Source organism: Streptomyces laurentii (assembly GCF_040635425.1).
GTDB lineage: Bacteria > Actinomycetota > Actinomycetes > Streptomycetales > Streptomycetaceae > Streptomyces > Streptomyces laurentii.
Genome location: NZ_JBEYHT010000034.1, coordinates 26,787 through 46,613, shown reverse-complemented (window position 1 = coordinate 46,613; position 19,827 = coordinate 26,787). Strand labels below are relative to the sequence as shown.

The 19,827-nt window shown below is 72.7% G+C and carries 23 protein-coding genes; 10 read left to right on the top strand and 13 right to left on the bottom strand.

Annotated elements, in window-relative coordinates; all coding sequences use genetic code 11:
* Positions 1–68: 68 nt before the first annotated feature.
* Together ABZ693_RS21280 and ABZ693_RS21275 are read right to left on the bottom strand one after the other, a co-directional pair.
* Positions 69–737: a methionine ABC transporter permease gene (locus ABZ693_RS21280; RefSeq protein ID WP_359879450.1), complete on the bottom strand. Its 669-nt coding sequence runs from the start codon at positions 735–737 to the stop codon at positions 69–71.
* Entirely contained in the window at positions 734–1,873 is a 1,140-nt protein-coding gene (locus tag ABZ693_RS21275; protein WP_359879447.1) for a methionine ABC transporter ATP-binding protein, read from the bottom strand. Before ABZ693_RS21275 ends, ABZ693_RS21280 begins: the two co-directional genes overlap by 4 nt.
* Positions 1,874–2,572: 699 nt before the next feature.
* On the opposite strand from ABZ693_RS21275, the gene ABZ693_RS21270 reads away from it, so the two are divergent.
* On the top strand, positions 2,573–2,935 hold the full coding sequence (locus ABZ693_RS21270; protein ID WP_359879445.1) for a hypothetical protein: 363 nt from the start codon (positions 2,573–2,575) through the stop codon (positions 2,933–2,935).
* A 2-nt stretch (positions 2,936–2,937) separates the two neighbouring features.
* On the top strand, positions 2,938–3,408 hold the full coding sequence (locus ABZ693_RS21265) for a hypothetical protein (protein ID WP_359879442.1): 471 nt from the start codon (positions 2,938–2,940) through the stop codon (positions 3,406–3,408).
* Positions 3,409–3,433: 25 nt separating this feature from the next.
* On the opposite strand, the gene ABZ693_RS21260 is transcribed toward ABZ693_RS21265, so the two are convergent.
* Positions 3,434–4,246, bottom strand: a complete 813-nt coding sequence (locus ABZ693_RS21260) for an alpha/beta fold hydrolase (RefSeq protein ID WP_359879543.1) — start codon at positions 4,244–4,246, stop codon at positions 3,434–3,436.
* A gap of 264 nt (positions 4,247–4,510) precedes the next feature.
* On the opposite strand from ABZ693_RS21260, the gene ABZ693_RS21255 reads away from it, so the two are divergent.
* From ABZ693_RS21255 to ABZ693_RS21245, 3 genes are all read left to right on the top strand, one after another.
* Positions 4,511–5,434, top strand: a complete 924-nt coding sequence (locus ABZ693_RS21255; protein ID WP_359879440.1) for a helix-turn-helix domain-containing protein — start codon at positions 4,511–4,513, stop codon at positions 5,432–5,434.
* A gap of 246 nt (positions 5,435–5,680) precedes the next feature.
* Positions 5,681–5,890 (top strand): cold-shock protein, encoded by a 210-nt coding sequence (locus ABZ693_RS21250; RefSeq protein WP_359879437.1) that lies wholly within the window; start codon positions 5,681–5,683, stop codon positions 5,888–5,890.
* 33 nt (positions 5,891–5,923) lie between these two features.
* Positions 5,924–6,142: a hypothetical protein gene (locus ABZ693_RS21245; RefSeq protein ID WP_359879434.1), complete on the top strand. Its 219-nt coding sequence runs from the start codon at positions 5,924–5,926 to the stop codon at positions 6,140–6,142.
* 250 nt (positions 6,143–6,392) lie between these two features.
* Here ABZ693_RS21245 and ABZ693_RS21240 read toward each other — a convergent pair whose 3' ends face one another.
* The 4 genes from ABZ693_RS21240 to ABZ693_RS21225 all read right to left on the bottom strand — a co-directional run bounded on the left by ABZ693_RS21240 (position 6,393) and on the right by ABZ693_RS21225 (position 9,345).
* Positions 6,393–6,869 (bottom strand): hypothetical protein, encoded by a 477-nt coding sequence (locus ABZ693_RS21240; protein ID WP_359879432.1) that lies wholly within the window; start codon positions 6,867–6,869, stop codon positions 6,393–6,395.
* Between the two features lie 51 nt (positions 6,870–6,920).
* Positions 6,921–7,412: a GNAT family N-acetyltransferase gene (locus tag ABZ693_RS21235; RefSeq protein ID WP_359879540.1), complete on the bottom strand. Its 492-nt coding sequence runs from the start codon at positions 7,410–7,412 to the stop codon at positions 6,921–6,923.
* Positions 7,413–7,449: 37 nt separating this feature from the next.
* On the bottom strand, positions 7,450–7,971 hold the full coding sequence (locus ABZ693_RS21230; RefSeq protein WP_359879430.1) for an RNA polymerase sigma factor: 522 nt from the start codon (positions 7,969–7,971) through the stop codon (positions 7,450–7,452).
* A gap of 153 nt (positions 7,972–8,124) precedes the next feature.
* Positions 8,125–9,345: a glycerophosphodiester phosphodiesterase gene (locus tag ABZ693_RS21225; protein ID WP_359879427.1), complete on the bottom strand. Its 1,221-nt coding sequence runs from the start codon at positions 9,343–9,345 to the stop codon at positions 8,125–8,127.
* Between the two features lie 305 nt (positions 9,346–9,650).
* On the opposite strand from ABZ693_RS21225, the gene ABZ693_RS21220 reads away from it, so the two are divergent.
* Positions 9,651–10,304, top strand: coding sequence for a lysophospholipid acyltransferase family protein (locus ABZ693_RS21220; RefSeq protein WP_435842494.1), 654 nt, complete (start codon positions 9,651–9,653; stop codon positions 10,302–10,304).
* On the opposite strand, the gene ABZ693_RS21215 is transcribed toward ABZ693_RS21220, so the two are convergent.
* The 3 genes from ABZ693_RS21215 to ABZ693_RS21205 form a co-directional block, all read right to left on the bottom strand.
* Positions 10,243–10,755, bottom strand: a complete 513-nt coding sequence (locus ABZ693_RS21215) for an NADPH-dependent FMN reductase (RefSeq protein WP_435842493.1) — start codon at positions 10,753–10,755, stop codon at positions 10,243–10,245. The two genes, ABZ693_RS21220 and ABZ693_RS21215, sit on opposite strands and share 62 nt — an antisense overlap.
* A gap of 85 nt (positions 10,756–10,840) precedes the next feature.
* Complete coding sequence (locus tag ABZ693_RS21210) at positions 10,841–12,409, bottom strand: MFS transporter (protein ID WP_435842492.1); 1,569 nt, start codon at positions 12,407–12,409, stop codon at positions 10,841–10,843.
* On the bottom strand, positions 12,406–12,957 hold the full coding sequence (locus ABZ693_RS21205) for a TetR/AcrR family transcriptional regulator (RefSeq protein ID WP_359879422.1): 552 nt from the start codon (positions 12,955–12,957) through the stop codon (positions 12,406–12,408). Before ABZ693_RS21205 ends, ABZ693_RS21210 begins: the two co-directional genes overlap by 4 nt.
* 84 nt (positions 12,958–13,041) lie before the next feature.
* Here ABZ693_RS21205 and ABZ693_RS21200 point away from each other — a divergent pair, with 84 nt between their 5' ends.
* Entirely contained in the window at positions 13,042–13,563 is a 522-nt protein-coding gene (locus ABZ693_RS21200) for an HAD domain-containing protein (protein WP_359879420.1), read from the top strand.
* A 10-nt stretch (positions 13,564–13,573) separates the two neighbouring features.
* Here the strand turns inward: ABZ693_RS21200 and argH are convergent, their stop codons facing one another.
* The gene (gene argH, locus ABZ693_RS21195; protein WP_359879417.1) at positions 13,574–15,001 is read right to left on the bottom strand and encodes an argininosuccinate lyase; all 1,428 of its coding nucleotides are present in this window, start codon (positions 14,999–15,001) and stop codon (positions 13,574–13,576) included.
* Between the two features lie 196 nt (positions 15,002–15,197).
* Positions 15,198–16,391: an argininosuccinate synthase gene (locus ABZ693_RS21190; RefSeq protein ID WP_359879414.1), complete on the bottom strand. Its 1,194-nt coding sequence runs from the start codon at positions 16,389–16,391 to the stop codon at positions 15,198–15,200.
* A gap of 119 nt (positions 16,392–16,510) precedes the next feature.
* Between ABZ693_RS21190 and ABZ693_RS21185 the strand changes: the two genes are divergently transcribed.
* The 3 genes from ABZ693_RS21185 to ABZ693_RS21175 all read left to right on the top strand — a co-directional run bounded on the left by ABZ693_RS21185 (position 16,511) and on the right by ABZ693_RS21175 (position 19,225).
* Positions 16,511–17,818, top strand: a complete 1,308-nt coding sequence (locus tag ABZ693_RS21185; protein ID WP_359879411.1) for a hypothetical protein — start codon at positions 16,511–16,513, stop codon at positions 17,816–17,818.
* Positions 17,819–17,892: 74 nt separating this feature from the next.
* Positions 17,893–18,489: a pyridoxamine 5'-phosphate oxidase family protein gene (locus tag ABZ693_RS21180; protein WP_359879408.1), complete on the top strand. Its 597-nt coding sequence runs from the start codon at positions 17,893–17,895 to the stop codon at positions 18,487–18,489.
* 37 nt (positions 18,490–18,526) lie between these two features.
* Positions 18,527–19,225 carry a L,D-transpeptidase family protein gene (locus ABZ693_RS21175; RefSeq protein WP_359879406.1) on the top strand — a complete coding sequence of 233 codons (699 nt, stop codon included), beginning with the start codon at positions 18,527–18,529 and terminating at the stop codon, positions 19,223–19,225.
* A 34-nt stretch (positions 19,226–19,259) separates the two neighbouring features.
* On the opposite strand, the gene ABZ693_RS21170 is transcribed toward ABZ693_RS21175, so the two are convergent.
* Complete coding sequence (locus ABZ693_RS21170) at positions 19,260–19,823, bottom strand: arginine repressor (RefSeq protein ID WP_359879403.1); 564 nt, start codon at positions 19,821–19,823, stop codon at positions 19,260–19,262.
* Positions 19,824–19,827: the final 4 nt, after the last annotated feature.

The following is a 19,827-nucleotide window of genomic DNA, read 5'->3' as shown; positions in this document are numbered from 1 at the left end:
TGGAGTGTCTCGCCTGGACAACAAGTCCGGGCTCTTCTTCGGAGTACGAAGTAAGGGGGGCGGCCGCGTTACGCGGTGCGGCCGCGGCGCGCGAGGAGACGGACGACGCCGTCGCCCGCGAGCTGGACGAGGGTGACGATCGCGACCAGGATCACGACGGTGACCAGCATGAACGTCGTGTCGAAGCGCTGGTATCCGTACGTGACGGCCTTGGAACCGAGTCCCTCGCCGCCGACCGCGCCGGCCATCGCGGAGTAGCCGATGAGCACGATCACGGTGGTGGTGACGGCGGACACCAGGGCCGGCAGGGCCTGCGGGAGCAGCACCTTGCGGACGATGGTGGGAATGCCGCCGCCCATGGACTGGACGGCCTCGACGAGTCCGTGGTCGACCTCGCGGACGGCGGTCTCGACGAGCCGCGCGAAGAAGGGGATGGCACCGACGGCGAGCGGCACGATCATCGCGGTCGGGCCGATGAAGGTGCCGACCACGAAGGTGGTGAAGGGGATCAGGGCGATCAGCAGGATGATGAAGGGCAGCGAGCGCCCCACGTTCACGATCGCGCCGACGATCTTGTTGACCGGCCGGTTCCGCAGCAGTCCGCCCTTGTCGGTGAGGACGAGGAGGATGCCGAGGGGCAGGCCGCCGATGATCGTGACGACCGTGGCCCACAGGACCATGTAGAGGGTGTCGATCGTGCCCTGTTCGAGCAGCGGCTGCATCTGGGTCCAGGTCACCGGGCACCGTCCTTCACCAGGGCGGGCGCCGTGGCGGCGGGCGCGGCGTCCTGCTTGTCGATCTGCGATTCGTCCTGCCGCGCGTCCCGCGCCTCGGCCTGCTCGCCCTCCGCTGCGCCCCGCGCCTCGTCCTGCGGCTCGACGATCTCGATCTGGAGGCCCTGCTCGCGCAGGAAGCCGACCGGGACGACGTTCTCCTCGTAGCGGCCGGGGAGCTCGATGCGCATCCGGCCGATCTGGCGGCCGCCGACGGTGTCCATGGCCGCGCCGAGGATCGAGATGTCGATGTTGTACGTACGGGACAGCTGGGAGATCACCGGCTGGGTCGCGGTCTCGCCGTGGAACGTGACGTCGATGACGGTGCGGTCGGGGCCGGTGGCGGCGCCGCCGACCGGGAAGAGCTCGGTGGCCAGCCGGGAGCCGGGGGTGGCGAGGAGCTCGCCGACGGTGCCGGTCTCCACGACGCGGCCCTTCTCCATGAGGGCGGCCGAGTCGCAGATGGTCTTGACGACGTCCATCTCGTGCGTGATGAGCAGGACGGTGAGGCCGAGCTGCCGGTTGAGGTCGCGCAGGAGCTGGAGGATGGAGCGGGTGGTCTCCGGGTCGAGGGCGCTGGTGGCCTCGTCGGACAGCAGGACCTTGGGCTCGCCGGCCAGGGCGCGGGCGATGCCGACGCGCTGCTTCTGGCCGCCGGACAGCTGGCCGGGGTACGCCTTGGCCTTGTCGGCGAGGCCGACGAGGTCGAGGAGTTCCAGGGCGCGGCGGGAGCGCTCGGCGCCGGAGACGCCGAGGATCTCCAGGGGGAGCTCGATGTTGTCCTGCACGGTGCGCGAGGACAGCAGGTTGAAGTGCTGGAAGACCATGCCGATGCTGCTGCGCGCCCGGCGCAGGTCCTTGCCGGCGCGCCGGCCCTTTCCGGCGAGGGCGGTGAGGTCGACACCGTCGACGACCACGGTGCCGGAGGTGGGGCGCTCCAGAAGGTTGACGCAGCGGATGAGCGAGGACTTGCCGGCCCCGCTCTGGCCGATCACGCCGAAGACCTCGCCTTCGCGAACGTGGAGATCGACCCCGTCCAGAGCGGTGACCTGGCGGCCTCGCGACTCGTAGACCTTGGTCAGGCCCGAAATGGTGATCACAGGATTTCCGTCACTGTCGAGTGCGCGGCGCTCGTCCGCCGTGCACGGCATTCGTCATCGGAACAGTCAGGCGCAGGGGGGCCGGTCGCGGAAATGATCCGGCGGGCGGCACGTGCGCGGGGCGGGCTCGCTCACACACCCGGTGGGGGCGGGAACGGCTCGGCCGTCGGGGCTCGCTTCGGGGCGCGAGCGTGCGGCGGGGGCCCTCAGTTGGCGCACATTCGACACATACAACGAGCACCGGGCGTCTGGTTCGCCTCGGTCGCAAGGGTGCGGCTGCTCGTCGTGGTCATGGCTGCAAGTAAAGCATGCGCACGTGCGAACGAAAGGGGGTGTCCGAATAGCGGACATGGCTGAGATGCGCGCTGAGATACGAGCGGTCCGAAGCACCCGCCCGTCGCGCCCGCGCCTCCGGGCCGCGGCACCTCGCGTACGTCCTGGGTGTGACCTGGGCCGAGGCCCCGGCGCGGGCGGTCCGCGCCACCCGTACGAGAGGGACGCCGGCGGAACCCTGCGGAGTGCCGTGCCGGGGTGCCGCGCGGCGCATTGTGTCCAAGGCCACGCCGGTGCCGCGTAGCGCGGAAGGGCGGGGCCCCGCACGCCCGTTCCCGGGCTCGTACGCGTACGGAACGGGATCCGGCACCGCGCGGGACGGGGCCGCGCGCGGCGGGCGGTTCCGCCCGTAATACCCTCGGGCCCATGCTTGACGCCCTGACGGTCGCGGTCTCGGCCGCCGCGCTCGCCCTCGCCGCCTGGTGCGGCTTCGCCTTCTCCCGTGACCAGCCCACCAAGGACTGGCACTTCATCGGCATGGCCGTGGTGACCTTCCTCGCCTTGGTGCAGGTGGTGGTCGGCATCGTCCAGCTGACCCGCGGCGAGAAGGCCGACGAGGGCACGGCGATCTTCATCGCCTATCTGCTGGGCGCGCTGTGCGCGGTGCCGGCGGCCGGCCTCATGTCGCTGACCGAGCGCAGCAAGTGGGGCTCGGCGACCGTGGCGGCGGGTGCCGTGGTGCTCGCCGTCCTCGAAGTGCGTCTCTACGACATCTGGACGGTGGGCTGATCATGACCGCGACCGAGAACGGCACCCCGGCCGCGACGGGGACCGACACCGAGGCCGGAGCCGCCGAGGCCCCGGCCAAGGCCCGGCTGATCTCGGGCCCGGGCCTGGTGGTCGTCTGGCTGTACGGCGTGATGTCGGTGGGCGCGGTGTCCCGCTCGATCTACCAGATCGCCACCGAGTTCGACCGCGCCCCGCTCCCCTACGCCCTGTCGGCCGTGGCCGCGGTGGTCTACGCGTTCATCACGTACACGCTGGTCCGCGGCGGCGAGACGGCCCGCAAGGCGGCGCTGGTGTGCTGCGCCGCCGAGCTCGCGGGCGTGCTGATCGTCGGCACCTGGACGCTCATCGAGCCCTCGGCCTTCCCGGACGCGACGGTCTGGTCGCAGTACGGCTACGGCTACGTCTTCATCCCGATCCTGCTGCCGCTCACCGGCATCTGGTGGCTGCGCGCGAACCGTACCGCCCAGGCGTAGAACCCCCCGCCTTCTCGGCCCCTTCTCATCCGCCGTGCTCCGCGGCGAAGGCGAGGAGCACCGCGGCGGTGCGTGGCGGGTCCTCCATGTTCGGCGAGTGCCCGAGTCCGGACAGCGTCTCGACGCGCGCGCCGGGGACGACGTGATAGTCGTCGGCGGACGTGGGGCGCCATCTCCGGTCCCCCGCGCCGAAGATCACCAGGAGGGGCTTGCCGAGCGGCTTCAGCCGCTCGGGCACCGGTCGCTCCGTCAGATAGTCCTCGACGGCCCGGCTGGTCGCGGTGAACGCGTGGTAGGTCATGCCGCGTACGTCGTCCACCACGGCCTGCGGCGCCTCGAAGCCGGGACGGCTGAACGCGGTGCTCGCGGCCTCACGGATCAGACCGTCGGTCCGCAGCCGCCACAGCAGCTGTCCCAGCACCGGTGTGAACAGGAGATTCCCGACGGCCCCCTCCGAGACGAAGGCGTCCAGGCGGGGGCCGGTGCCGATGAGCGCGAGGGCGGTCACCAGGCCGGGACGCTGTTCGGCGAGGGCGGTGGCGACCGAACCGCCGGTGGAGTGGCCGATCAGCGTCGCGCTCCGGACGCCGAGCCGGTCCAGTGCCGCGCCGACCCGGCGCCCCTGGTCGGGGATCGTGTAGCCGCCGCCGGCCGGTTTGGCCGAACGGCCGTGCCCGAGCAGGTCGATCCGGATGACCCGGTGCGACCCGGCCAGCAGCGGGACCAGCGCGTCCCAGGACCGGGTCGAGGCGGCGAACCCGTGGATCAGGACGAGGGCCGGGGCGTCCCGGGGCCCGTCCTCTCGTACGTGGATGTTCCCGCCGTCCAGGGAGAGCATCGACCCGCCGGACTCCCGTCCGGTGCCGTCCGCTCCGGCGCTCTGCCGTGACACCACCGCCGCGTTGCCCAGCAGCAGCCCGGCGACGGCGAGGGAGGCGGCCAGGGCGAGGGTCTGCCGTCTCCCCCACCGCCGCTTCCGTCCCTCGGCGCGGGTCCGTTCCGTGGTCTTCGTCGGCTTCGTCATGAGACCACCGTCGCGGCCGGGGCCCGGCCCCGTCTTGAACGAATGTTCCCCTCCCGGCCGGGCTCGTACGATGAAGGCATGCGGCCCGTCGACCCCGAGCGCGATCCCACCGCCGTGTGGAAGGTCGAGTGCCCGACGCGCCCCAGCCGGATGCCCGGCGTCCGGATGGCGGGATTCCGTGACAACGGTACGGGCCTGGCGGCGGCCGGCCACCGGGTGGTGCCGCATCCCGACGTCACCCTCTTCCTGGAGTTCGGTGCCCGCGCTCCCCTCATGGAGGACACGGCGGGGCGGCAGCGCCGGGAGAGCCTCCTCGCCGGGCCGGGGCTCGGTTCCGGCGGGGCCCTGTGGGTACGCGGCGAGGATCTGGAGTGCGTCCAGGTACGGCTGTCCCCGCCGGTCGCGGGCGTGGTCCTGGGCGTCTCGCCCGGCGACTTGGACGGCGCCCCGGTGCCCGTCGAGGACCTGTGGGGCCGGGAGGCGGCCCGGATCCGGGAGCGGCTGAGCGAGGCGGCCACCTGGGGCGAGCGTTTCGCGCTGACGGACGCGCTGCTCGCCCGCCGTTACGACGAGGCGGCCCGGCGGAGCCGGTCCGCGGACTCGGCCGTCGACCCCGAAGTGGCCTGGGCCTGGCACCGTATCGTCGCCGGACACGGCCTGATCCGGGTCGACGCGCTCGCGGCGGAGGTCGGCTGGAGCCGCAAGCGTCTGTGGGCCAGGTTCCACGCGCAGATCGGACTGCCACCCAAGCGCGCCGCCACCCTGGTCCGTTTCGACCACGCCGCCCATCTGCTGACGGCCGGTGAGCCCGCGGCCCGGGTGGCGGCCGACGCCGGCTTCGCCGACCAGTCCCATCTGCACCGGGACGTCATGGCGTTCGCGGGAGTGACCCCGACTGCCGTGGCCGGCGAACCCTGGCTGACGGTCGACGACCTCGCCTGGCCCAACGGCGGAGCATCGTCGGAAAGCCCGGCGCGACCGGGCCGTACCGACCCTGGGTGAGCCGGTACGAGGCGCTGTGCCGCCTCGACGCGGTCGGCGGCGCCGCTCCTTCGGATACGGGCGGCCGGCCCCGCGAGTGCCGGCGCGCGCCCCGGATTCCGCGGCATGGACCGATCCCCCACCGCGCGTTCCGGCGACGCGCGGCGCGGGGGTGTCGGCGCTACCGTGAAACCGGAAGTCGCTGTCCGGCGGTGCGTCCCCGATCCCTCGGCGGGACGCCGCCCTCACACCCCCTCAGGAGAGGCCGTGGCTACAGGCAAGGTCAAGTGGTTCAACGCCGAGAAGGGCTTCGGCTTCATCGAGCAGGTCGACGGCGGCGCCGACGTCTTCGTCCACTTCTCGGCGATCGAGGCGGGCCCGGGCTCGTACCGCTCCCTGGAGGAGAACCAGCCGGTGGAGTACGACGTCACCCAGGGCCAGAAGGGCCTGCAGGCCGAGAACGTCAGGCCGCTCTGAGCATCCCGTTACCGCGAAGCTTGGGAGGACGCGATGACCCACCGGCATACCTTGAGCGTGCTCGACTGGCACGACGACGGGTCCTCCACCTCGTCCGTCTGGGTGGTCAGCGCCGATGAACGCGAACGCGTCAGGGATTTCCTGGGCCGCGGCCCGGACATGGAGGGCGTCGTCACCCCGGAACAGGCGGACCAGGCGAGGACGATCACCCGGTCCTGGCTGACCTGCGCCAACGGGGACTCCCCGGCCTGACGGACGACGTCACCCCCGGGCCGGCAGGCCCTGGGTGTGCCGCAACGTGTACAGCTGCCGGTGCCGGTGCACGGGTGGACCCGGGGTTCGAAGGAGTCGTCGTAGTCGAAGGTGTCGACGCGGGTCGCGACGGCTTTGCCGTCGGGTCACGAGGAGGGGCGAACCGCCGGACGCCGCTGCGGGAGCCGGACCCGCGCCCGGGCCGGGTGGTCCGGGCGCCACGGCCCGCACGACAGCACCGGCAGGAGAGTCACGACGGCCAGCCGACGACACCGTCGCGTACCACCAACGGCTCCGCCCGCTCGGATGCGTGGAAGCGGGTCGTCCCCAGGACGATGCCGCCGTCCGGACGCCGGTGTCCCTCGCCGGCCCGGGCCGCGAGCCGGCCGAGCAGTTCGCCGGCGCGCTCGAACTCGTCGGGGTGGAGCTCCTGCCGGCTGGTCAGCGCCCATCCGCCGCCCCCGGCGCCCTCGCGGCGGCGAAGGGCCGAGACGAGCGTGCCGCCCACCTTCCACGCCTCGCCGCGGCGGCCCAGCAGCGGTTCGGGACAGTCGTCGACGACGGGTGCGCCGTCCTCGTCCACACGCACGCACGGGAACGCGGTCACGAGGCGAAGGCGCTCCGGCCGGGGGCCGAGTCCGAGGTGCCATCGGAGCTCGGTCAGTTCCTCCTCGGACACCGCGTCCCGCAGGTCCAGCGTGAGTGTGAACTCAAAAATGTCGGCCATGACCGCGCACGCTAGCGGTCATGGCCGACAGGGGCTCTTCTTCGGACGCCGCTACGCGGCCTTCTCCAGCGTCACGAGGGTCTGCGCGAGGCCGGCCTCGGCCGGCTGCGGGCCGACCTGGGCGTAACCGCGGCTGTGGTAGAGCCGCAGGCCCGCCTCGCCGCGGCGGCCGGCGGAGAGCCGGAAGCGCTTGGCGGCCGGGCCGGGCTCGGCGGCGAAGTGGCGCTCGATGGCGTCGAGGAGCCGGCCGCCGAGGCCGTGGCGGCGCATCCGCGGGTGGACGATGAGCCGGTCGATCCGTACGGTGCCGTCGGCGTCGAGCCGGCCCCGTACGGAGGCGACGATCTCCTCGCCGAGCCGGGCCACCAGACCCACGCCCTCGACGAGTTCGGCGCGCAGGGCGTCGAGCGGCTGGGTGAGCGGTTCGATCGACCAGTCCTGGTGGATCTCCGCCTCGCGCTGATAGCAGAGGTACTGCAGCTTCAGGATCTGCTCCGCGTCACGCGTCGCGTCCGCCGCTGAGATGGTCACGCTCATGCCCATGTGCGCATGCCTCCCGCTCACCAGTCCGAGTCCGTATCTACGGCACCCTTCCCCGGACCCCTGGGCCGGGAACCTCCGCCGCCAGCATTCTGCGCAGGCATCCCAGGCAACGGGAACGCATCGGTCCCAGACTGCCTTGTGAGATACCCAACGCTCCTGCGATATCGCGGTAACTGGGGTCGCCGGGATGCAGCATCGCGGTGAGCAGCCGGGGGCAGTGGCCGGGGGTGCGGCGGACGGCGGCGCGGACGGTGCGGTGGCGTTCGGCGGCGAGGGCGGAGTGCTCCGGGGACGGGGCTTCGGCGCGGACCTCGCCGCGGTACGGCAGGGTGCGGGCGTGTTCCCGGCGGGCGCGGCGGGCCTCGGCGCGTACGACGCGGCGCAGCCAGTCGGCGGGGCGCTCGGGCTCGGCCCCGCCCGCCGCGTCGCGCTCCAGGAACCGCAGCCACACGGCCTGTTCGAGGTCGGCGGCGTCGATGCCGGCGGCCGCGGCCTCGGCCCGGGACTCGGCCGCGAGCAGCGGGGTGAGGCGGGCGAGCCAGGATGCGCGGGTGGTCATGTCCGCCACGATGCGCGGCGGGCCGGGCCCGGTTGCGGGCCCGGCCCTGATTCACCCGGTCGGAGCAGGGTGGGCGCGGGGCGGGCGGGGCGGACGACGCGGAGGTCGTACGCCCCTGCGAGCGCGCGGCGCGCGGGGCGCCGGGCGTGCGGCTCAGCGGTGGTGGGCCGCCGCGTAGTCCGCGGCGGCGAGCAGCGCCGTGTCCGCGTTGTCGGAGAAGATGCCGTCGATACCCGTGTCGAAGTAGCGCCGGAGCAGGCCGAAGGCGTCGCCGTACGCGGCCGGGTCGGTACCGCGGCGGTACTCGGTGGGCAGGAAGCTGTTCTCGTTGCGCATGGTGTACGGGTGCAGGATCAGGCCCGCCTTGTGCGCGTCGCGGACGAGGCTGGTCTCGGTGCCGAGCCGGCCGCTCGCGTCCCGGGGCAGGATCAGTCCCATCGTGGGACCGATGCCCTGCGCGTACGAGGCGATCTCGCGCAGGCCCTTCGGGGTGACCAGGTCGGCGACGGTGCGCGGGTCGCCGGCGGCGACGAAGTCCCAGGGCCGGGTGGCGGCGGCGTCGAGCAGCACGACGCGCGGGGAGTCGACCAGGCGGGCGAGCCGCTGGATGCTGCCGGGCTCGAAGGACTGCAGGAAGACCGGGGAGTCGGCGCGGTGGCGACCGTACCGGCGCAGCAGCCTGGCCAGCCGCTCCTCCAGGCCGAGGCCGAGGGAGCGGAAGTAGGTGGGGTGCTTGGTCTCGACGTGCAGCCACACCTCGCGGCCGCGGCGGCGGCCCTCGTCCTCGGCCCAGCGCAGCACCTCCTCGAAGGTGGGCACGGTCCAGCGGCCGTTGTAGAGGGTGTTCTTCTGGCGGACGGCGGGGATGCGCTCGGTGGCCCGCAGGGTCTTCAGCTCGGCGAGCGTGAAGTCCTCGGTGAACCAGCCGGTGAGCGCGACGCCGTCGACGGTCTTGGTGGTCTTGCGGGAGGCGAACTCGGGGTGGTCGGCCACGTCGGTGGTGCCGGTGATGTCGTTCTCGTGGCGGCAGACCAGGTGGCCGTCCTTGGTGGGGACGAGGTCCTGCTCGACGACGTGGGCGCCCATGTCGAGGGCGAGCTGGTAGGAGCCGAGGGTGTGTTCGGGGCGGTAGCCGCTGGCGCCGCGGTGGGCGATGACGGTGGGGTAGGGCAGCGCCCGGTAGCCGCGACCCTTCCCGTTGCCCTGGCCCCGCTCCCGGCCCTGGTCCCCCTCGTGGCCCCGAGTGGGGGTGACGGCCGACTGGACGGCCTGGGCCGTACCGCCCGCGAGGACGGTCGAGCCGCCGAGGACGGCTGCTCCGGCCGCGCCGAGGACGGCTCGCCGGGCCGGGGTCGGGCGCTCGGGCTGGGTCATGGACGCTCCTTCGGTTGGGTGTCCCGCACCTGTCAACTCTTCTCCCTGACGCTAGGCACAAACGTGCTACGCGGAGCGGATCACAGTCGAACACGACGGAAACACGAGTCGACGTCATGGATCCGGCCACGCTGTCCGGTTCCGTTCCGTCACCCCGGCGTATGCGTCCGACCGGTGAGACCCGATGTGCGACGCGTACCGACTCGCGAGTATCGTCCGGTCCTGCGCCACCGGCTCGGCCCGAGCCGCGGACGCGTCCGTCCACCCGCCCGGCACCGGAGGAACCGTTGTCCCGTCCCGCGCTCATGAAGGCCGCACTCGGTCCCGTCCTGCGCCTCATGTTCCGCCCGCGCGTCGAGGGCGCCGAGAACATCCCGGGCACCGGGCCGGTCATCCTCGCGGGCAACCACCTGACCTTCATCGACTCGATGATCATGCCGATCTGCCTGGACCGTCAGGTCTTCTTCATCGGCAAGGACGAGTACGTCACGGGCACGGGCCTGAAGGGCCGTCTCATGGCCTGGTTCTTCACCAGCGTCGGCATGATCCCGGTGGACCGGGACGGCGGACGCGGCGGTGTGGCGGCGCTGATGACGGGCCGCCGGGTGCTGGAGGAGGGCAAGATCTTCTCCATCTACCCGGAGGGCACCCGCTCCCCCGACGGCCGCCTCTACCGCGGCCGCACGGGCATCGCCCGGCTCACCCTGATGACGGGCGCGCCCGTGGTGCCGTTCGCGATGATCGGCACCGACAAGCTCCAGCCGGGCGGCGCGGGCATGCCGCGCCCGGGCCGGGTCACGGTCCGCTTCGGCGAGCCGATGGAGTTCTCCCGTTACGAGGGCATGGACCGCGACCGGTACGTGCTGCGCGCGGTGACGGACTCGGTGATGGCGGAGGTCATGCGGCTGTCGGGCCAGGAGTACGTGGACATGTACGCCACGAAGGCGAAGGCGGCGTAACGAGGACGCGTGGTCGCGCCGGCCCCGTCAGGGCCGGCGCCGGTCCGGTACGACGCCGGTCCGGTACGACGTCCGTCTGGAGGAACCCGAAGGTGGCCAGTTCGTTCACGGTCGCCTGGAGTTCGCCGATATGGGCGCGGCCGATGCGGACGAGCTCCTCCCCCGCGGTGGCCCAGAGCGGGAAGACCGTGCGCAGGGGCGCGACGGCCCGGATGCCACCGGAACCGCCGTAGCCGACGAACGCGACCGGCTTGTAGGCCCATTCCGTGAGGTGCCAGTCGATCGCGTTCTTCAGCGCCGCCGGATAGCTGTGGTTGTACTCCGGGGTGAGCAGCACGAATCCGTCGGCGTCCGCGAGCCGGTCAGGGAGGCTGTTTTCCGTCACGCCCGCGACGCTGGGCATTCGCCCATAGGCGAACTCAAGCCGTGCGAGGCCGCCGTTCGACACCACGGCTCCCGGTCCTCAGGGCCGTACGCCGGGAGCCCCGTACGGAAGGGTCCGTACGGGGCTCCCGGCCATGGTCCCACCCGACGCGTCAGTGTCCGGCGTCGTCCGCCAGCTTCTGGCCTTTGAGGAGGAACCAGGCGGCCACGGCGGTCGCGAGGAGGACCGCCGCGCCGATGCCGGAGGCGATGCGCAGGCCGTCGACGAAGGCGACCTGGGCGGCCGATACCAGGGCCTCGGCGCGGTCCGGGGCCAGGCCCGCGGCGGCCTCGACGGCGCCGCCGAGGGATTCGTGCGCCGCGGCGGCGGTGCCCGACGGGACGCCGGCCGGGGTGGTGAAGTCCCGGTAGACGCCGGTCACGATGGAGCCGAGGAGCGCGATGCCGAGGGCCGCGCCCAGCTCGTACGCCGTCTCGGAGACCGCCGAGGCCGCGCCGGCCTGCTCCTTCGGGACGCTGGAGAGGATGACGTCGGCGGTGACGGTGAACGCGAAGCCCGCGCCGGTGCCGACGACCAGCAGGCTCGCGCCGAGCAGCGGGTAGCCGGTCGCCTGTCCGAGGAAGGTCAGGGCCCCGAGCGCCAGGCCGATGGCGGCGAGACCGCCGGCGACGACGACGCGCACCGAGAAGCGGCGGGCGGCCCTGCCCGCGATCAGGCCTGCCGTCACGGCACCGACGGCGGCGGGCAGTTCGGCGAGCCCGGCCTCCAGCGGCGAGCGGCCCTGGACCAGCTGGAAGAACTGGGACAGGAAGAACACCAGGCCGGACAGGCCGAGGACGGTCAGCAGGTCGGCGACGACAGCGGCCGACAGACCCCGGTTGCGGAACAGCCGCATGTCCAGGAGCGGGGTCGGCAGGGTGAGCTGGCGCCGGACGAACCAGGCCAGGGAGCCGACGCCGAGCACGGCGGCGACGGCCGCGCCGGGGGTCGCGCCCGCGGAGGCCAGTTCCTTGATCGCGTAGACGATACCGATCATGCCGATCAGGGACAGACCGACGCTGAGCAGGTCCCACGGGCCCGGGTCCGGGTTCTTCGACTCGGGGAGCAGCTTGACGCCGACGACGACCAGGACGGCCATGACGGGCAGGTTGATGAGGAAGACCGAACCCCACCAGAAGTGTTCGAGCAGGAATCCGCCGACGACCGGGCCGACGGCGGCGCCGGCCGAGGCCATCGCCCCCCACACGCCGATGGCGAGGCTGCGCTCGCGCGGGTCGTGGAAGAGGTTGCGGATCAGGGCCAGGGTGGACGGCATCAGGGTGGCGCCGGCGACGCCGAGCAGCGCGCGGGCCACGATCATCAGCTCGGGGCTGGTGGCGTACGCGGTCAGGACGGACACGGCGCCGAAGGCCGTGGCACCGGTGAGCAGCAGCTTCTTGCGCCCGATGCGGTCGCCGAGGCTGCCCATGGAGACCAGCAGGCCGGCGATGACGAAGGAGTAGACGTCGCCGATCCACAGCAGCTGGGTGCCGGTCGGCTTCAGGTCCTCGGAGAGGAAGGGGGTCGCCAGGCCCAGGACCGTGGCGTCCACCGCCACGAGCAGGACGGCCAGGACGAGGACGCCGAGGGCGAGCCACCGGCCGGGCCGGCGGGCGCCCTCGATATGGCTCTCGCCCGGGTTCCCGGCACCCTTCTCGTGCCGTACGGTGTCGGTGATCACTTCTCCACGCTCCTGCGGGCTCCACCGAGCAGCAGCTCGGTGATCATGTACGAATAGTCCTTGGCGGCGACCCGCCCGTCCGCGACGGCCCAGGCGCCCGAGCTGATGAGCCCGTAGAGCGCCTCGCAGAGCCAGGCCGGCGTCAGATCGATCCGGAAGACGCCCTCCTCCTGACCGCGCCGGAAGACCGTGGAGATCCGCGCGTCGAGGGCGGCCCAGCCCTCGTTCTGCCCCTCGCCCTCGAAGAGCTGGTTCTCGGTGACGAGGAAGGCGATCAGCGGGGCGACCGGCTGTACCGCGCCCACCATCCGGCGCACCACCTCGTCGGCGGGGCCCTCCTCGACGCCCACGGTGTCGAGGACGGTGGTCAGCTCTTCGAGAGCCAGCTCCTCCAGCGCCCGGATCAGGGCCTCCCGGCCCGCGAAGTGCCGGTGCAGGGTGGCGCGGCCGATGCCGGCGGCCCGGGCGATCTCGTCCATCGTGGCGGTCGCCTTGACGCTGAGGGTGGCGGCGGCGGAGCGGAGTACCTGGGTGCGATCGACTGACATGAGTCGACCGTACACCAAACGAGACAAAGATGTCTCACTCGATATTTCGACGCCTCACCGAGACGGGGACGGAATGCTGTGAACATGACGAAACGATCGACGAAACCCCTGCTGCTGATCGACGTCGACGGACCGCTGAACCCCTATGCGGCGCAGCGTGAGCGCAGGCCGGAGGGGTACACCACCCACCGGATGCGCCCGTCCGGCTGGACCGGCACCGCGCCCCTGCGGGTGTGGCTGAATCCCGCGCACGGCGACGAGCTGCGGGCCCTGGCCGGCGCGTACGAGCTGGTCTGGGCGACGACCTGGAAGGACGAGGCCAACGAATGGATCGGCCCCCACCTGGGGCTGCCGGAGCTACCGTCGATCGACTGGCCGCAGATGCACGGAAAGGCCCCTCGCGGGACCTTCTGGAAGACGCAGTACATCCTGGAGTACGCGGCGGGGCGGCCGTTCGCCTGGGTCGACGACGACATCACGGCGTACGACCACGAATTCGTGGAGCGGAACCACCTCGCCGCCGCCCTGCTGCTGCATGTCGATCCGCAGCTCGGACTGCTCCGGGCGGACTTCGACAGGCTCGCGGACTGGGCGGCGGCGCTGTGACGCCTGGGGGTTACTTCTTCGCGTCGGCCCAGGCGTGCTGGATCACCAGGTCGGCCTTGACCTCGACGAGCTGGGCGGCGACGGCGGAGGGCGCGGTGCCGCCCCGCCCGTTGCGGGAGGCGAGGGCGCCGGGGACGTTCAGGACGGTGCGGACCTCGGGCGTCAGGTGCTCGGAGATCTTCGCGAACTGCTCGTCCGTGAGGTCCGCCAGCTCCTTGCCCTCGGCCTCGGCCACCTTGACGCACTCGCCGGCGACCTCGTGCGCCACCCGGAACGGCACGCCCTGCTTGACCAGCCATTCGGCGATGTCGGTCGCGAGTGAGAAGCCGGCGGGGGCCAGCTCCTCCATGCGCTCCCGGTTGACGGTGAGGGTCGCCATCATGCCGGTGAAGGCGGGCAGCAGGATCTCCAGCTGGTCGCAGGAGTCGAAGACCGGCTCCTTGTCCTCCTGGAGGTCCCGGTTGTAGGCGAGCGGCAGCGCCTTGAGCGTCGCCATCAGGCCGGACAGGTTGCCGATGAGGCGGCCGGACTTGCCCCGGGCCAGCTCGGCGATGTCCGGGTTCTTCTTCTGCGGCATGATCGACGAGCCGGTGGAGAAGGCGTCGTGCAGGGTCACGAAGGAGAACTCCTTCGTGTTCCAGATGATGATCTCCTCCGCGATCCGGGAGAGGTTCACCCCGATCATCGCCGTGATGAAGGCGAACTCGGCGACGAAGTCGCGCGAGGCCGTGCCGTCGATCGAGTTGCCGGCCGAGCCGCGCTCGAAGCCGAGGTCCTTGGCGACGGCCTCCGGGTCGAGGCCGAGCGAGGAGCCGGCCAGCGCGCCGGAGCCGTACGGGGAGACGGCGGTCCGGGTGTCCCACTGGCGCAGCCGCTCGGCGTCCCGGGACAGCGACTGGACGTGCGCGAGCACGTGGTGGGCGAAGAGCACCGGCTGGGCGTGCTGGAGGTGGGTGCGGCCGGGCATGGCCACGTCCGGGTGGGCCTCGGCGAGGCCGACGAGCGCGTCCTGGAGCTCGGCGATCAGGCCGCCGATGATGCGGGCGTGGTCGCGCAGGTACATCCGGAAGAGGGTGGCGACCTGGTCGTTGCGGGACCGGCCGGCCCGCAGCTTGCCGCCCAGCTCCGCGCCGAGCCGTTCGAGGAGGCCCCGCTCCAGGGCGGTGTGCACGTCCTCGTCGGCGATGGTGCCGGTGAAGGAGCCGTCGGCGACGTCCGCCTCCAGCCGGTCGAGACCGGCCAGCATGCGGGTCAGCTCGTCCTCGGTGAGCAGTCCGGCCTTGTGCAGCACGCGCGCGTGGGCGCGGGAACCGGCGATGTCGTACGGCGCGAGCACCCAGTCGAAGTGGACGGACGCGGACAGCTTCGCCAGGGCCTCGGCGGGTCCGTCGGCGAACCGGCCGCCCCAGAGCCGTACGTCACCGTTGTTGCTGCTCACTTCTGCTGCTCCTCAAGCCGGGTCTGGGTCTGGGTCTGGTGGGCGAGGGTCCGGACGTACGCCGTGCGCGCCACGCACGTCGCGGGTGCCGCGCGTGCGTCGCGCACGTCCCGTACACCGCCCGGATGCACCCCGGATGTGCGCCCGCCTCCCCGCCGCGTCGCGGAACGGGGAGGCGGGATGTGAACGACTCGGGTCAGCCGAGGTCACGCTTCGCGGCGATCTTCGACGAGAGCGCGAAGATGTCGATGAAGCCCTGGGCCTTCGACTGGTCGAAGGTGTCGCCGGTGTCGTAGGTGGCGAGGTTGAAGTCGTAGAGCGACTCCGCGGACTTCCGGCCGGTGACGACGGCGCGGCCGCCGTGCAGGGTCATCCGGATGTCGCCGGTGACGTGCTGGTTGGCCTCGTTGATGAAGCCGTCCAGAGCCCGCTTGAGCGGCGAGAACCACTGGCCGTCGTAGACCAGCTCGCCCCAGCGCTGCTCGACCTGCCGCTTGTAGCGGGCCAGCTCACGCTCGACGGTGACGTTCTCCAGCTCCTGGTGGGCGGTGATCAGGGCGATCGCGCCGGGAGCCTCGTAGACCTCACGGGACTTGATGCCCACGAGCCGGTCCTCGACCATGTCGATCCGGCCGATGCCCTGGGCGCCGGCCCGCTCGTTGAGCTGCTGGATGGCCTGCAGGACGGTGACGGGCTTGCCGTCGATGGCGACCGGGACGCCCTCCTTGAAGGAGATGACGACCTCGTCGGCCTCACGGGCGACGGCCGGGTTGGCCGTGTACTCGTAGATGTCCTCGATCGGCGCGTTCCAGATGTCCTCGAGGAAGCCGGTCTCGATAGCCCGGCCGAAGACGTTCTGGTCGATGGAGTACGGGGACTTCTTCGACGTCGCGATCGGCAGGTCCGCCTTCTCCGCGAAGGCGATGGCCTTGTCACGGGTCATGGCGTAGTCACGGACCGGGGCGATGCACTTGAGGTCCGGGCCGAGGGCCTGGATGCCGGCCTCGAACCGCACCTGGTCGTTGCCCTTGCCGGTGCAGCCGTGGGCGACGATCGAGGCGCCGTGCTTGTCGGCGGCGGCGACGAGGTGCTTGACGATGGTGGGCCGGGAGAGCGCCGAGACCAGCGGGTAGCGGTCCATGTAGAGGGCGTTGGCCTTGATCGCCGGGAGGCAGTACTCGTCGGCGAACTCGTCCTTGGCGTCCGCGACCTCGGCCTCGACCGCACCGCAGGCGAGCGCGCGCTTGCGGATGACGTCCAGGTCCTCGCCGCCCTGGCCGACGTCCACGGCGACGGCGATGACCTCGGCACCCGTCTCCTCGGCGATCCAGCCGATGGCGACGGAGGTGTCCAGGCCGCCCGAGTAGGCGAGTACGACGCGCTCGGTCACGGGGTTCTCCTTACCTTGCAACCACTGATGGGTATAACTATGCAGTGCTCCGTATGGTTTGTCAAAGACCTCCTGCCGGAAATCGAAAATCGCAGGCGGGAGGCCCTAGGCTCCGGTGCATGACTGGCGAGGAGACGCCGCGCGACGCGGTGCTGCGAGGGCTCGCGCACGGGCGCCGGCTCACCGACGTGGTCGATGTGTGGAGCCCCGAGGGGTGGCTCGAAGTGGACCGGCGGGTCCGGGACGCCTACCGCTTCGGCGAGCCGGGGCTCCCCCGGCACGACTGGCTCACGGCGACCGGGCCGGGCACCCCGGAGCCCGCCGACGGGCGCCTGCTGCTCGCCCTGTGCACCAGTGACGGCCGGATCCGCGAGGCCGCCCTCGCGCACGCCGCCGGCCGCCCGGTGTTCCTTCCGCTGATCGCGCTCCGTACGACCGACTGGGCCGGGCCGGTACGCGCGCGGGCGCGCGCCGTCCTCGCCGCCGAGCTTCCGGGGGCGGAGGCCGGCACCCTGCGCCTCGCCGTGCCGGTGATCCTGCGGGGCCGGCGCCGCGAGCGCGGCGACGCGGCGTTCCGGATGCTGGAAAAGACGCTGGCCACCGCCCCGCCCGAGGCGATCCACGCCCTGTCCGGGGTCCGGGACCGGGCCACCCGGCTGTTCGCCCTGGACGTCGCGCTCGATCGCGGGCTGTACACACTCGAAAAGCTGGCCGAGATCGCCGCGGACGACATCCACGTGGAGATACGGGACCGGGCCTCGGCGGCCGTGCTCGCGGCGGGCGCGCCGGGCGAGTCCCTGGGGCCGCTGCTCGCTTCCACCTGCGGCCGGGTGCGCTCGGCCGGGGTGACCGCGCTGCGGAAGACGGGCCGGGCCGCCGAGGCGGAGGCCTTCCTCTTCGACCGGTCGGGCCTGGTGCGGGCCTGCGCCCGCTGGGTGCTGCGGCAGGACGGCCGGGACCCGGTGCCGCTGTACCGGGCGGCCTGCGCGGACCCGGCGACGGTGCCCGACCACGCGCCGTTCGGGCTCGCCGAGTGCGGCGACCGGGCGACGGACCTGCCGGCGCTGTGGGCGCTGACCGCACACGAGCGGCCGCGGGTGCGCGCCTCGGCCGTCGCGGGCCTGCGCCGGTTCGACGTCGCGGACCTCGCCCGGCTGTTCCCGCTCCTCGACGACCCGTCGCCCCGCGTCGCCTGGGAGGCGACCCGGACGCTGCGCGCGTGGGCCGACCGGCTGCCCGAGGCCGAGCTGCTGCGCCGCACCGGGCCGGGGCATCCGGCGCACGTCCGGGCACGGGCGCTGCGGCTGCTGGGCGCCGCGGACTCGGCGGCGTACGAGGAGACGGCCGGACGGCTGGCCGAGGACCCCGACCCGGAGCTGCGCCTGCGGCTCCGGTACCTCCGCGCACGTCCCCGTACGTCCTCATAAGGTCGCGCGCCCCGCCGTGTCCGAGGAGGGGAATCAGCCGTCCGGGCGCGGTGGCCCCGCACAGAATGGGCGGCATGGGTAAAACGTATGAACGAATCGACGGGCGGCTGCGCGCATTCATCGAGGCCCAGCCGGTGTTCTTCACCGCGACCGCCCCGCTGGCCGGGGACGGGACGGTCAACCTCTCCCCCAAGGGACTCGCCGGGTCCTTCGCCGTCCTCGACGAACAGACCGTCGCCTATCTGGACTTCGCCGGATCCAACGCCGAGACCGTGGCCCATCTGCGGGAGAACGGGCGCATCACCCTCATGTGGTGCGCCTTCCAGGGGCCGCCCAACATCGTGCGGGTCCACGGGCGCGGCGAGCCGGTGTTCCGGGACGACGCGCGGTGGGCGGAGCTGATCGGGCACTTCGGCGGTATCGACCCGGAGCCGCACGGACTGCGGGCGATCATCGTGGTGCGCGCCGAACTCGTGCGGGACACCTGCGGGTACGGCGTGCCCTTCATGTCGTACGACGCGGAGCGCGATCTGCACGAGCGGCGCTTCGCCCGGGAGGACGACGCCTCGCTGAGCACGTACTTCGCGGGCAAGGAGCACATCGCGTCCAGCATCGACGGGCTCCCCGGTCTGCCCCTGCCGCTGCCGCCGCTCCCCCGTACGGGGCAATAGCCCGGCAAAGCGGGCGGGGCGGTCCTAGGGTCGCGCCATGCGTACCCTTCTCGCGCTCGGCGCGGTGCTCTGCTCGCTCGCCCAGGGGCCGGTGGCCGAAGCGACCCAGGCCCCGCTCCCCGCGCGGATGGCGGACACCGGCGGCGGGACGCAGCTGATCACCGCCGAGGCCGCCGACACCCGGGCCACCACGGGCACGCTCACCTGGTGGGACCGGCGCGACGGGCGGTGGGTACGGGCCGGTTCGGCGCCCGCGCGGTTCGGGGCGAAGGGGCTCGCGGAGGGGGCCACGCGCCGGCAGGGCACGAACACCACGCCGACCGGGCTCTTCCGGCTCCCGTACGCCTTCGGCATCGCGCCCGCGCCGGCCGGGACGGCGTACCGCTACGCCCGGGTGACCGACCGCTCCTGGTGGTGCCAGGACAACGCGTCCCGCGCGTACAACCGCTGGGTGGAGGGCCTGCCACCGGACTGCCGGGCGGCCGAGGCCGAGCGTCTGACCGCGTACCGGACGCAGTACGCCCACGCCCTGGTCGTCGGCTTCAACTACGACCGGCCGGTGCGCGGGCGCGGCGCCGGGATCTTCCTGCATGTGAACGGGCGCGGGGCGACGGCCGGCTGTGTGTCCGTACCGGCGGAGGCGATGCGCCGGATCCTGCGCTGGGCGGATCCGGACCGCCGGCCGCGTCTCGCCGTCGGCACGCGGGGCGGTCCGACGGCGATCACCCGGTATTAGCGGACGCGGCAGTTCCGGTGGTACGCGGAGGGGCTCAGCTTTCCTTCTGCGCGAGGCGCAGCAGGTGGTCGGCGAGCGCCTGGCCGCCGGCCGGGTCGCGGGAGATGAGCAGCAGTGTGTCGTCGCCCGCGATCGTACCGAGGATCGCGTGGAGTTCGGCCTGGTCGATGGCCGACGCGAGGAACTGGGCGGCGCCCGGCGGCGTACGGAGCACCACCAGGTTGGCGGACGCCTCGGCGGAGATGAGCAGTTCGCCGGAGAGGCGGCGCATCCGCTCCTCCTTGGCGGACTCGCCGAGCGGGGCCTGCGGGGTGCGGAAACCGCCCTCGCTGGGCACCGCGTAGATCAGCTCGCCGCCGGTGTTGCGGATCTTCACCGCGCCGAGCTCGTCGAGGTCGCGGGAGAGCGTCGCCTGGGTGACGCTCAGCCCGTCGTCCGCGAGGAGCTTGGCCAGCTGGCTCTGGGAGCGCACCGGCTGCCGGTTGAGGATGTCGACGATCCTGCGGTGGCGGGCGGTGCGGGTCTGCGGGACAGCGGGCCCGGCCCCGGACTCCGTCCGGGGGGACTCCCCGTGCTCGTGTGCCTGCGCGTCGCTCATCGTC

Excerpts from the sequence above, each read along its gene's own strand:
- ABZ693_RS21270 (WP_359879445.1), top strand. The coding sequence starts at position 2,573 with ATGCTTGACGCCCTGACGGTCGCGGTCTCGGCCGCCGCGCTCGCCCTC.
- ABZ693_RS21265 (WP_359879442.1), top strand. The coding sequence starts at position 2,938 with ATGACCGCGACCGAGAACGGCACCCCGGCCGCGACGGGGACCGACACC.
- ABZ693_RS21260 (WP_359879543.1), bottom strand. The coding sequence starts at position 4,246 with ATGCTCTCCCTGGACGGCGGGAACATCCACGTACGAGAGGACGGGCCC.
- ABZ693_RS21255 (WP_359879440.1), top strand. The coding sequence starts at position 4,511 with ATGCGGCCCGTCGACCCCGAGCGCGATCCCACCGCCGTGTGGAAGGTC.
- ABZ693_RS21245 (WP_359879434.1), top strand. The coding sequence starts at position 5,924 with ATGACCCACCGGCATACCTTGAGCGTGCTCGACTGGCACGACGACGGG.
- ABZ693_RS21240 (WP_359879432.1), bottom strand. The coding sequence starts at position 6,869 with ATGGCCGACATTTTTGAGTTCACACTCACGCTGGACCTGCGGGACGCG.
- ABZ693_RS21235 (WP_359879540.1), bottom strand. The coding sequence starts at position 7,412 with ATGGGCATGAGCGTGACCATCTCAGCGGCGGACGCGACGCGTGACGCG.
- ABZ693_RS21230 (WP_359879430.1), bottom strand. The coding sequence starts at position 7,971 with ATGACCACCCGCGCATCCTGGCTCGCCCGCCTCACCCCGCTGCTCGCG.
- ABZ693_RS21225 (WP_359879427.1), bottom strand. The coding sequence starts at position 9,345 with ATGACCCAGCCCGAGCGCCCGACCCCGGCCCGGCGAGCCGTCCTCGGC.
- ABZ693_RS21220 (WP_435842494.1), top strand. The coding sequence starts at position 9,651 with ATGAAGGCCGCACTCGGTCCCGTCCTGCGCCTCATGTTCCGCCCGCGC.
- ABZ693_RS21205 (WP_359879422.1), bottom strand. The coding sequence starts at position 12,957 with ATGTCAGTCGATCGCACCCAGGTACTCCGCTCCGCCGCCGCCACCCTC.
- ABZ693_RS21200 (WP_359879420.1), top strand. The coding sequence starts at position 13,042 with ATGACGAAACGATCGACGAAACCCCTGCTGCTGATCGACGTCGACGGA.
- ABZ693_RS21185 (WP_359879411.1), top strand. The coding sequence starts at position 16,511 with ATGACTGGCGAGGAGACGCCGCGCGACGCGGTGCTGCGAGGGCTCGCG.
- ABZ693_RS21180 (WP_359879408.1), top strand. The coding sequence starts at position 17,893 with ATGGGTAAAACGTATGAACGAATCGACGGGCGGCTGCGCGCATTCATC.
- ABZ693_RS21175 (WP_359879406.1), top strand. The coding sequence starts at position 18,527 with ATGCGTACCCTTCTCGCGCTCGGCGCGGTGCTCTGCTCGCTCGCCCAG.
- ABZ693_RS21170 (WP_359879403.1), bottom strand. The coding sequence starts at position 19,823 with ATGAGCGACGCGCAGGCACACGAGCACGGGGAGTCCCCCCGGACGGAG.